We start from the raw sequence: 12,368 nt of genomic DNA, 5'->3' as shown, positions 1-12,368 counted from the left end.
GCTGGCGGCCAGGATGTTGTTGATAAGCTGCCGGCCGGTTGCCTTGTCTCCCTCCGGATTCGTCAGTTCCCTGTCTCGGTTCTGCCACAAGGTCGTCAGAATCGCGATCAGGTTGGTATGAGCGTCCTTTTCCTTGTCCCTGGTGTTCGGGGTGGCGCTGAGGATGATCAGTTGACGATTGCGGAAACAGCGGATCATCAGATTGATGATCTCGTCGCGATAGTAGTCGTACCGGTTGTAGAGCGGCATGGCGGTCGACCACCGGCTGGCAATGTCGATCCGGCGAACGTTTTCGGCGTGAAAGTCCTCCAGTCGCTGCTTTCCGCTCCAGAGCATCACGTCGTACTCGAAGAGGTATGGCAGGATCCCGATGCCCTCCTTGGGGGTCCAAGTGCGGATGGGCACGTAGGAGTAGCTGACGACATCCCCGCTGACGTAGCCGGGAGGCAGCTTCTCCCCCGACGGCCGCGTCGTCGAACCTCGCCAGACGCCGCCCTGGGTCTGTGCACTGACCGCGGCAAATACCATGACCATAGCAGAGAAGAGACAACCGTTCTTCCCGCACATCGATCTACTCCTTGCTCTGGGCTATTGGTCTGGGGCCGTTGAGGTGGCCGAACTGGTTGTAGACCACATCGTTGAACATGCGCATCTTGAGCGCCACGTACTCCCGATGCCAGTAGTCCAGCATCTCGGCCGAATAGGGCTCACCCTCGGGATGCTGCGGTGTGTAATGCTTGAGGACCCGATCGTAGTACTCGATGCCTCCGATGAAATGAGCCCCGTGTTCGCCTCCCTCCTGGAAACCACCGAAGGTCCACCAGGACAGGCCCACCCACGGTCCGGCCTTGAGATGCTCGTAGTACGATTCCATCGTCTCGATGGGCGTGGTGTAGCTCTGGCCCTCGATCTGGCCGCACGCCGCGATGTACCACATCATGACGTTCTTCGCGCCGGCCAGCTCGATGGCGCTCATCAGTGCGTGTGTATCGCTCCAGCATTCGGGCGTCCATGTCTGGGGATCGCCGCTGTTCTCGCAGACCCGCACTTGGACACCTTCAGGGTAGTATCGGGTGCGAATCCGCTGCCATTCCTCCGAATGGGCACGCACCTTCGCCCGGGGGATGGACAGATCCGCGGGATCGAACGGGCTGTGCTTGTGGCCCCAGTAGTGGTAAGCATCCACGCCGATGGCCTGGGTATTCAGCGGCAGCTTGACGCGTTTGTGCTCGTCCACGTCTGTCTGGCTGGCCGCATAACAACCGTTGTAGTTGAGCGCCGTGTAGCTGAGCATGTTGTACCAGCCTTTAATATGGCTGAAGGGACGTTGGCCATCCATCTCACGCAGCCGCACGTTCCGGTCAAAACCCGCGAACAGCTTCTCGAGCCCTTGAGTTCCCAGGCCGCATTCGCCCTCATCTCCGAGGCTGACGGCCAGGATGTTGTTGATGAGCTGCCGGCCGGTGGCGCGGTCCCCTTCCGGGCTGACCAGTTCCCTGTCCCTGTCGGCCCAGAGTTTCTCGAGGATCTCAGTGAGACTCCTGGAAGTGTCCTTGTCGTCGTTCTTTCTGGCTGACGGGCGGCCCCACAGGATGATCAACTGGCGGTTTCTGCGGCATCGGATCATCAGATTGATGATCTCGTCACGATACGAGACACGTCGGTTGTAGAGCTCGATGGCGGTGGACCATTGGCTGGCAATGTCGATCCGGCGGATGTTCTCTGCGTGAAACGCTTCAAGGGGCTTGCGGTCGTCGAGCGTCGTCAGAACGTACTCGAACAGGTAGGGCAGGATTCCTATGCTTTCGCTGGGGCTCCAGGTCCGGATGGGGACGTACGAGTAGCTGACCACATCGCCACGAACGTGGCCTGGCGGGAACCCCTCGGCTCGCTCCCCCGCCGGCCGCGAGGATGTTCTGACATCCGCCCCCGCTCCCAACACGAAGCCGGCAGGACCGGCGGCCATCACGGCGACCAGAGCAACAGCCTTCACCCACATCGGACCGTAGTCTCTATGCATGTTGCGTGCGTCCTTATCGTCCTCTACTGCTTCGGTGCCGGGCCGTTGAGGTATCCGAATTGGTTGTACACCACGTCGTTGAACATCCGCATGCGCGAAGCGATGAAACGCTTGCGGTAGTTTTCCAGCTCGGCCGTCGTGTAGGGCTTCCCCTTCTTGTTGGCCGGCGTGTAGTGCCGGAGCGTGCCGTCCAGGTAATCCAGCGTTCCCCCGCCGACGCCGCCGGTGTCAAACACCCACCAGCTCAGGCCGACCCAGGGGCCGGCCTTCACCGAGTCGTAGAACGCGTCCATGGTCTCGATCGGCGTGGTGTAGCATGAGCCGACAACATACTGCGTGTTGCCGATATAGATCATCATCGCCCGGCTGGCCCCGGCCAGGTCGATCGCCTGAAGCATGGCGTGGGTGTCGTTCTTGTGCTTGTGGTCCCAGGCATCACCCGCGGTTACGCGGAAATCGGGGCCGTAGTATTTCGTGATGACGTTCTGCCAGGCAATGGCGTGCTGAAGCACTCGGTCGCGCGGTACCCCGGGATCGTCCGGGTCAAAAGGGGTATGGTCAAAACTCCAGTAGTGATAAACGTCAACACCGATGAACTCAGAGTTCGCCGGCCATTTCACCTTGCCCTTGGCCAGATCTTCCTGGTTGGCCGCATAGCAGCCAATGCCGCAATGAACCTCGTTGTACCAGGTCTTGATGTGACGGAACGGGCGCTGGCCATCGATCAGCCGATTACGAATCTCTCTGTCAAACCTCTGGTTCAGCTTGGTCAATCCCTCCGTCTTGAGAATGCTGAGACCCTCATCGCCCAGATCGGCCATGAGAATGTTGTTGATCAACTGCCGGCCGGTCGCACGGTCGCCCTCGGGACTGACCAGGGTCTTGTCGCGGTCCTTCCATAGCCTCTCCAAGAGTGCAATAAGATGCTTGAAAGAGTCCTTCTCCGGCTTATTAGGGCTCGGGCGGGCCGGGAGCAGAATCAGTTGGCGGTTCCGAAAGCAGCGGATCATCAAGTTGACGACTTCGTCCTGCCATTCTCTGTGGCGGTTGCATAGCCCGATGACCGTCGACCACTTGCTGACCATGTCGATACGCCTGATGTTCTCGGCATGGAACGTCTCGAGGGGTGCGTCGCTTTCCCACTTTATCAGCCCGTACTCGAACAAGTAAGGACAGATGCCGAAGGCTTCCGCCCGGGTCCAGTACCGATTGGGAACGTATGAATAGCTCACGACGTCGCCTCGGACGTATCCCGGCGGGAGCGTTTCGCCGGCGGGAGTTGAGGCGGCAGGATTGACAGGATCGGCTAATGCAACTGTCCCCGCCGCAAGGCAGACGATGAACGATGGCAACAAGAGCTGTCTCACTTAGCGTCCTCCCATCAACAGCCGGGTGTGCAATCCGGTCCGGCCAAACAGGCTTGGAACAGGCCGAAATCAACCTCATCGACGTCTCCGTCGGAGGAGAGATCGGCGTCGATGCACTCCGGCGAACAAGTCTGCCCATGTCCCGACAGGCAGCCCTGCAGATGGCCGAAATCCGCCTGATCCACGTCGCCATCCTTATCGAAATCGCACGCTGACAACACGCGAACCTGCCAGGTGACCACGTCGGACCCCATGGAGTTGTCCGCCTGCACTTCGAACGAAAAGGTTTCGCCGAGATCGGCAACACCCGATGCCCAGCCGCTCACCAGGCCGGCGGCGTTCACCTGAATGCCGGTCGGACCCTGAAGAACAGACCACTCGACAGGTGGGGTCCCCTGCATGAGCCTCAGTTGTCTTTGGTACTGCGACCCAGGCGTCACGATCTCCGGCGATGGCGTCACGGCAGCGATCACGGGTCCCACAGGAGGCATCGCATCCATGAACGTGTCGAACGTGACGAGCGAGTGGCAATAGTGATTTGAGGGCACATCGGGAAATTCGGCATCCGGCAGATCGCGAATGTGCGGATCGGCGGGCGAAACGAAGACTCGCGGGTAACCGTTGCCGATCAGCCAATCTTGCGCGGCTTCATGCTTTGATCGCGGCACCACCGTGTCGGTCAGGCCATTGAGAATGGCGACCAGCAGATTGGTGTTGAGCGGCACGGCGGCCGTGTCAAACATGTCTTCGTCGACGTTGCCCTGCCGCGAGACGATCATGCTGAAGATCTCGGGGTGACGCACGCCGGCGTAGTACGTGGGAATGCCGCCCCCCGACCATCCGGTCAGCAGGACGCGGCTCGCGTCAAGGGCGAAGCCATATGCCGCTGCCTCCGTGTGAACGATCTGATCGTAGATGGCCAGAAGCCGCCGCTCATCGGTGGTTGCCTGTAACTCGCCGGTCCAAGGTTCGACCAGCCCGCCGTTGGCGCTGGACATGGCCGGCGCCGCCACAACAAACCACTGGTTGTGGCGGTTCACGTTGTCGGCGTTTTCCGCCAGTTCATACCACCTCGTGTGCGGATAGGGCGATTCCTCACAGCAGCCCCATGTGGGGTCCGGCTGGAGCCCGATTTCCTCGTCGGCCGTGGTCACTGTGCTGTGACTGGTGATCACCAATGGCAAAGGCACTTCCGGCACGGCTCCAGCCGGCACGTACAGATAGTAATCAGCGAAATCATAGGTGTTCTGGCGCAATACGATCTGTCCTCGCGGACTCAGCGATCCACACTTGGAGAATTCTTCCTCATCAAACGGCGCGGAGTGCAACACGGTGCCGTCAGGCGGTTCTGCCGGCACCACTCCGGTGGCAAGCAAGCCCGCCAGGGCAATTACCGACATGGTGGTTCGCCAGGTGATCATGTTGCGTCCCCGATACTGTCGGTCGCGAACCTAGCTGCACGTCGGCGGCAGGTCCGGACCTGCCATGCAGGATTCGAACAAGCCGAAATCAGTCTGGTCCACGTCGCCGTCATCATCGATATCCGCGTTGCCACAACCAGGCGTGAACGGCTGCGCCGGGCCGCTGAAACACGCCTGGAAATGCCCGAAATCCTCCTGATCGACATCGCCGTCCGAGTCGAAATCCCCTGGAGCGGCGCCGGTCTGAAATCGCCATACCGTCCCGGTGGTGGTTCCGGCGGAGTTGACCTCATCAACGCGCCAATAGTAGATAGTCTGAGGACTCAGTGTACCGGGAGCGAAGTTAGTCGTTGTCCGATTGCCAACGAACGGCGGCGGGTTCGTCAGACCGAAATGAATACTGTGAGACTCGGCGCAGTCGCCCGCCGTCCAGCGGAGCTGCGGCGTCAAACTCACACCCGCCGCAAGATCAGCAGGTTCTGGATCATATGCCTGCCCCGGCAGGGGTGCGGGCGCCGGATGGGCGGTGATAAAGCTCTGATAGGCGGTGAAGGATGGCTTTCGCGCGTAGGTCGGGTCAGGCCCCAGAATACCCCATGACAGGTCCGGAAACGCCTGGGTGTCGTTGAGTTCATAGAAGAATACCTTGTGAACCCATCCACGCCCCGACTTGCCCGTGAACCAGTCGGTGAGGAACCCAGTATAGTTCGTCGCCTGTTGGGCCTCCCCCACGCTGCCACTCTGCCAACCGATCTCGGTAAGCCAGAACGGCTTGCCGAACCATCCGGCATTCTGCAGCACCTGTTTGACTGACGGCGGGTCCCACGGCCAGAACGGGGCCTTTTCGAGTTTGTCCGTGCAACTGGCATATCCGCTGCTGCAGTAAACGTGGTGGGTGACGATGTCGAGCTTGCTGCCCGCCTGGGTGATGCAGTCAGCGAGCCACGCATACCAGTCCTGGTCACCCGATGTGAGGTGGGCCAGCTCGGGCCCGCACGCCTTGGCTGCCGGATTGGCCGCGTGCACCGCGTCCGCACCATTCTTCAGGATCATGTCGATGTACTGTTGGCGCGTGCCCGCCCAGAAGCCGTCAAGGTTCGGCTCGTTCCACATTCCCCAATGACGGACGCTATCCTGGTAGCGCAGCGCAGCCCGATAGCACACGTCATAGTAGTCTGCGGCGCTGCGAGGCACTCCGCTGCCTTCACTGCCGTCGGTGGCCCATGCCGGCGTGTGCCCGATGGTTGCGAAGATCGTCAGACCCCTCGCCCTGGCCGCTGAGGTGATTGTGTCATACCTTGCCCAGTTGAAGCTGTCTTGGGCCGTCTCAATCCATGCCCATACGAAATCGACCCGAATCCAGTCAATCCCGCACGCGCAGACTTCATCGAGCAGCCGGGAAACAGACTGGCCTTCCGGCGCGTGCGCATTGATGCCGTACGGAGAGGCCTCCTTGGGACATGCCTGTCCCCAGGCGCCGATGCCCCCCGGCATGGCCCCAAGAATCGCCGCCGTGAACACGCTCGTCACGCGCCCCCATGCTGAGCCGGGCGCACAGCCGCGCCTCGGGGCAAGCCGCCTGCTGCAATCAACAGGATGGTTCTTCAGGCATTTCATTGTCCCGCTGTCGCGTTGGCGATCACATCCCGTCCCGCTGTTCACCTCCGCCTCACGCGGCCCGCGAACGGCTCAAGGTCCGCACTGAGCCGGCTGCCCAGGCCCTCCCAGGCAGGTCAGAAACGCGTCGAAATCGCTCTGGTCAACATCCCCGTCGTCATCGAGGTCGGCGCCTTCGCACCCGGGCGCGTAGGGTTTGGCCGAACCGCTGCAGCACTGCTGCAGCACACCGAAGTCGGACTGGTCCACGTCATTGTCGCCGTCAAAGTCGGGGATATCCGGGGCATTCACCACAATGGTCACATCATCCTCACCGGTCAGTTGTGAGTCGGTGGCAGAGAGCCTCAGCACGTAGCTGCCCGCCTGGCTGAACGACGCGGTCGTGTCCACGGCGTGAGCGTCGCCGAAGATGACCTCCCCAGGCCCGCTCTGCTTGCTCCAGGTCACGGTCACTTGTCCCGGCGGGTTCGGCAAACCGTCATCGGTTACCGTTCCATCCAAGGTTGCGCCGGCCGGCAAGGTGATCGTCTGGTCCGGACCGGCATTCACCTGCGGAGCAGAGTTGCCGCCGGGGGGCATGATTGTGGCATGGTACATGCCGCCACGGCTGTCCTCCCACAGAACGTGCACCGTGTCACCGAAGGCCGTGATATCGGGGAAGTATTGCTTGCCGCCGCCGACGGGGAAGTTCTGGTCCTTGGCGTACCAAGTTCCATCGGCCTTGCGAATCGCGTAGCGGAGCTGGTCCCCGTCGGTCCACACGTAGTAATGATTGCCTTGCGAATCGTACACGACCTTGGGATCGATGTCCTCACAACGCACGGACGTCCCGCACCGGGTTGCCTGCGTCAGCCGAACGGAAGGCTGGCCGACGAGAACACTGTAAACGCCTTCGATATACCAGACGCCTCCGCTCTCGTTGTAACCGGCGAAGGTCAGAGCCAAAGGCGAGCCGGAGCGGTAAGCGATGTGCGTTCCGCCCACCCATTGATTAACGTCTGTGGCGGGCGTCTGCACCGCTCCCCAAGTGCCGTTCCACACCTGGTACCCTGCCCGGTGCGGATTGCCGAGAACCCGGCCGGCCGCATAGACGTTGTTCGAGCCGTCGGTGACCACGGCGTAGCCGTCATACATATGCGGACTCACAGGCTGATCCGAGCTCCACGTTCCGCCTGTCTTGATTCGGTAGTACCAGTTGTCCGTCCCATCCCAACGCAGCCATATCAGGAACAGCCGCCCGTCGGCGAGGAACACCGGCACGGGAGTGGAAGCGTGATCACCGTTAGCGTTGTAGATCAGGGTCTGGCGGGCCCCCCAGCCGCCGCTGGTGCGAATGGAATAATACAGCGGGTTCCACGCCGGCGGGTTCCAGAAGACGTGCACGTCCCCTCCGGGCGTGACCGCCAGGCGCGGCCCGTCCAGGTTGATGCCGGACGAATCGGGAACCGTCTCCTCGGCGCCCCAGGTCCCGCCGGCGAGTCTCACCCGATACGCAATCGCTCCGTTCTTGTACCAGACCACGTGGAGATTGCCGGCCGAGTCACACCGTCCGTGCACGAGCTGCCAGGCGTTTTGCGTATCGCCCAGAGTTCCGGAACCGATGAATGCCTCCGCCGAGATGACGAAATCGCCGGCGCCGGACGCATAGATGGTGACGTCGTCGGTGGCGGTATACATCGAGTCCGTGGCGCTGAGCCGCAACACATAGACACCCGAAATGCTGAATGTGGCCGTCGTATCCACCGCGCCGGCGTTGCCGAAGGTGACGGTCCCCGGCCCGCTGACCTTGCTCCATGTGACTGTGGTCGCGCCGGGTGGATTGGGCAAGCCGTCGTCGGTGACCGTTCCGTCAAGATTGACGACACTGGGCCAGGAGACCTGCTGGTCGGCCCCGGCGCTGACCGACGGAGGATAATTGCCGTCGCTATACCAGATGTCGATCTTATCCTCGTCCAACTGGGCAGCTCCGAGGTAGTACGTGCGGAACTCCAGCCGATGGTTGTTGCCGGGATTGACGAAACTCAGGTCGAAGGACTGGTAGACGTTGGCCTGAGTCCATTGCTGCCGGGTGATGGTGACCGGACCGGCCAGGAGCGTGCCTCCGTCAAAGTCGTGCACGTCGAGCTGGCACACACCCGCGTTGTCGGCGGTGTTGTTGTCCACGCGCAGCCGGAACCTCGCGACCAGCGGGCCCGTCGGCAGGCTTGTCGTATATGGCCCGTAGGTGCTGAACAGGTTGACTGTGTCGGTCACGACGGCTCGCCAGCCGCCGGTAATCGCACGGCCGATCTGGTGCCCCATGCCTGCCCCCTCGGCCTCGAACGTGGCGACCGGTCCGGTTTGCACGATCACCTGCCAGGTCTCGGTGTCGGAGCCATTGGTGTTGGTGGCTTGAACCTCGAAGGTGCGGGTCTGTCCGATGTCGGCGGAAGTCGGGGTCCAAGACACCTGCCCCTTGCTGTTGATCTGGGCTCCGCTCGGCCCTTGCAGGATCGACCAGGCCGGCCAGGGATTGCCCTGAGTCAGAACCATCTGCCGGAAGTACTGGACGCCAACGTTTGTAGTGGCTGGATCAGGAGCGACTTCCCGAATCACCGGCGCCCCCGATGCCAGCGCCGTGCCGCTGATGTGTCCGTATACCTGGTTAACCACCCGCCATTCCTCAGAATCAATCTGGGCAAACAACCGTCCCTCGCTGTCTTTCATGTCGAAGCACCGATAGGGTCGGTTGCCGTTATTCCAGCCGTTATGGAAACACCAGCCTGCTGCTTGCGCATTCTTGCCGCCGGCACAATCTGTAAGGAAATCGTCCAGGACGGGATTGTAGCTTCCATAGCCGCGACGGAAGGGTTCCTGCAGATGAACGGGCATTCGGCGGCCATATTGGCTCATCCAAGCAATGAAGTCGGTGACGGTTCCATACGTTTGAGCGGCGCAGCCCTGGTCGCGGCACAGGTGCGGAGCCATGAAATCGCACCCGGTGGCGATGTACTTGTTGTACAGATCGGAGGCACTGGTGGCCCCCTGTGAGGCCGTGCAGAGCACGCCGGGCTTGTACTGTTTGCAGCGGGCGACGATCTGTGTGATCTCCGACGGCGGCACGTACCTCGAATCACCCACGTCGCACTCGTTGGCGATGTCGAAGTAGATGTTCGTGTACGAGGCGAGGTGAGTCGCAAGGGCTTGAGCGTAAGCCAAGTGCTCGGCCAGGTTGTTCGGCCCGCCGGAACCGCGGCACATGGTGACATCGACGATGATCCCGCGGCTGTTGCACTCGGCAATGAGCGTTTTCAGGCGGGTCATGTAGGGTTCGCGCACTATGCCCGCCGGGCTCAGCACGGAGCAATCGCCGCTACCTGTGTCGGAAGCATCCCAGGTGGACCAGACCCGGATCCAGTTGAATCCCCGGGCCACCATGTCGTCGAGATCCTGGGTCACGAAGCCGGGCGTGTTGATGGTCTGAGCACCATAGTAACTGACCCCCAGCAGATAGGTCGGCACCGCGTCAATAGTGAAAAACCGGCCGTCGGCGGAAATGCCCAGTGTGGCCGCGCCTGCCGGCAGGGTGAGGATCAATGTGATACAGACCGGCAGGGTCCGCGCATATCGATCAACCGTCATGGCTCCTCCTCGCCCGCTACACCCAACAATGCCCCGTCCCACGCAGGTTCGACCGGCACATTTGCCACAGTCAACTCCTGCCGGTGCAAGACCCTGATCCCGCCCGTCACGCTGAAGGCCTGTTTGCCCCGCGCAGCTTGAGAAGGCGGGCGCCAACCTTGCACCCCACGACGGCGCCGCAAACCAGCCCGAATCGCCGGACCCGGCGGCAGGTCGATCCCCACTGGGCCTCGGATAGAGATTAAATGCGGGCGTTGCGGGAGCGCTTTCGTTCCCACAACACCCGCTGCCCCCGGCTGCGTCTTCGGACGCATCCGGCACTGTGCCCCCGTTGCGGAGTCAGGTAATACCAAATACCACTGCCGCCCCTGCCATCCGGGTATCGCCACAGGGGCTTGTTCAGCGGCCAACCCGCTGAAACCAACTCGCCAACAACGGCCCTCCCGTCGCTTGCCTTACCCGGCAACAACGTCCGCCGCCGCCCATGGCTCACCGGCTGTGACCGGTGCTTCCTGTTCTTGTTACTCGGGCTGTTTGAGAAAACAGCCCTTGTGTTCACGATCCGACAACGTCAGCGACGTCTTCGAATCAGGGTCAACCCGCCAAACAAGGCAAACAGCAACAAGCTGGCCGGTTCCGGAATGGCCGCGAGCATGAACGGAGTCGTCCCGTCCAGCGCCGTGTCAGTATTCATCGCCAAGCCCAGCAGCGAGAAACCGCTCCAAGTCACGGTCCCGCCCGACAGGCTGTTGAGGTGGAAGCCGAGCGCGTCCAACTCGCCGCCAGCACCCGCTGGCAGATTAGTCCAATAGCCGCCTTCTGGCACAGTGCCCACGTAGCCCGCCGCTCCATACAGGAAATCATAGAGCGTGACGGTGCCGTTGCCGTTTGCGGTAATCCGAACGGCGCGCCACTCAAAAGCGTCCGTCGTCTTGAGGAAAAGGGCGCCGTGCGGAATGTAAGCGCCGTTCCTGCACGTCATCCATAACGCGTTGCCGTCAAATGCCGGGTTAAAGACTGTGCCCGGCTCGATTCCGACGCCGGCGCTAATGGTGGCGCCGGAGTTGCCGACTCTCAACCCCATGGATCGGCCGGTGGAGTTGAGCTTCCGCTCGCCCTTGACGATCATGTCGATCGTGAAAGTCTGACCGATGGGCGTGCCGACGGTGTTCTTCATGACGAACCCGTCATTCCCATAGCTGCCGGAGTCCACAAATCGCGAGAACGCGGTGTACGGACCTTGCACGATCGGGTTGACCCCCGCGTTGGTCGGGGGGTTGAAATCGCCGGCGCCAATATCCCCATACCCGTCTCCAACCTTTGTCATGGCCCAAGTCTGCTTGCCGGCGTCGTTGAGTTGTTCGCCCATGTTCCAGACGATCACCGCCGCCGACGCCCAGCCACAAAACATGGCACAGGCCAGAACAACCATCCCAACAACAACACTTCTCTTCACCATTGCTTTATCCTCCTTTCTGCTGGCGTGGCTTGGCTGAACATGCCCGCACAAGAGCAGTCGCCATCACCACGACCACGCAGCATACTCGATGCTTTTCGCCTCACTGACATTAAACACGCCTGAACGCCTACTCCCCTCCCTCAGGCCCCGCGTCTCCTGAACATCGCCAGACCGCACAGACCCAGCAGCAGCGATGCCGGCTCGGGAACGAGCATGATCGTGGTCCAGCCATTGGAATACTCAACTTGCCACGTACCCGGCTCACCCGCCCGAACCTTGGCCAGGTAATCCAACGGCGCCGAGTGATCGCCGTTGAGCGTGACCGTTGAACCAATGAACATGGTAACCACTCCGTCCTTGCTCCATGGGCCGACGGGGACGCCGCTGTAAACCACGAACTCCCCGCCGTCGTACACGTTGAGACTGTAACCGGGGTCGGCGGATATCCGGCCTACGCTCCAGGCCTCCAGCAAACCATACACATCCACCTTCGTGCCGTTGTTGTGCCGCAAGGTGCTGCAGTAAAGATGCGCGTTGTCTTCAATGACCGTGGTGAGGTTGCTGTGCTCGATGGCAAGCTGACCATTTCTCATGTCGTAGAAGGCGCCGGTCTTGACTGTGAAGAGACCCGCTGCGTAATAGTTGAGCGCCCCGCTGTTGGTCATCGTGACGCCGTTTTCCACGGTCATGTTGACGGTATAGCCGGGCTGGTTATAGATCGTCCCGCTGCCGCAGGTGCCATTTGCCGTAATGCGGATATTGTGATTGCCGGGGGTGCCCTGTTCACCCGTCTTATTGACATCCCACGTCGTGGCCGACGGAATCGAGTCATCCCAGTTGAGCACGTCGTGCCAACTGGTGCC

At 61.4% G+C, this 12,368-nt stretch carries 8 protein-coding genes; all 8 read right to left on the bottom strand.

The genetic code is table 11. The features are described from left to right. Positions 1 to 567: hypothetical protein (locus tag PLL20_19725; protein HPD32230.1), on the bottom strand; the 567-nt coding region annotated here is incomplete at its 3' end. Positions 568 to 571: 4 nt separating this feature from the next. Then, positions 572 to 2,020, bottom strand: a complete 1,449-nt coding sequence (locus tag PLL20_19720; protein HPD32229.1) for a hypothetical protein — start codon at positions 2,018 to 2,020, stop codon at positions 572 to 574. Positions 2,021 to 2,043: 23 nt separating this feature from the next. Then, entirely contained in the window at positions 2,044 to 3,387 is a 1,344-nt protein-coding gene (locus tag PLL20_19715; GenBank protein ID HPD32228.1) for a hypothetical protein, read from the bottom strand. Between the two features lie 14 nt (positions 3,388 to 3,401). Beyond that, positions 3,402 to 4,808, bottom strand: coding sequence for a prolyl oligopeptidase family serine peptidase (locus PLL20_19710; GenBank protein HPD32227.1), 1,407 nt, complete (start codon positions 4,806 to 4,808; stop codon positions 3,402 to 3,404). A gap of 30 nt (positions 4,809 to 4,838) precedes the next feature. Then, positions 4,839 to 6,338 (bottom strand): cellulase family glycosylhydrolase, encoded by a 1,500-nt coding sequence (locus PLL20_19705; GenBank protein ID HPD32226.1) that lies wholly within the window; start codon positions 6,336 to 6,338, stop codon positions 4,839 to 4,841. A gap of 159 nt (positions 6,339 to 6,497) precedes the next feature. Beyond that, entirely contained in the window at positions 6,498 to 10,046 is a 3,549-nt protein-coding gene (locus PLL20_19700) for a hypothetical protein (GenBank protein ID HPD32225.1), read from the bottom strand. A 571-nt stretch (positions 10,047 to 10,617) separates the two neighbouring features. Further along, the gene (locus PLL20_19695) at positions 10,618 to 11,505 is read right to left on the bottom strand and encodes a PEP-CTERM sorting domain-containing protein (protein HPD32224.1); all 888 of its coding nucleotides are present in this window, start codon (positions 11,503 to 11,505) and stop codon (positions 10,618 to 10,620) included. Between the two features lie 140 nt (positions 11,506 to 11,645). Then, on the bottom strand, positions 11,646 to 12,368 hold a 723-nt coding region (locus PLL20_19690), incomplete at its 5' end, for a PEP-CTERM sorting domain-containing protein (protein HPD32223.1).

The organism is Phycisphaerae bacterium (assembly GCA_035384605.1).
Taxonomy (GTDB): domain Bacteria; phylum Planctomycetota; class Phycisphaerae; order UBA1845; family PWPN01; genus JAUCQB01.
Note: the sequence above shows the minus strand (reverse complement) of the source record. Positions and strands in the feature narration are given on the sequence as shown.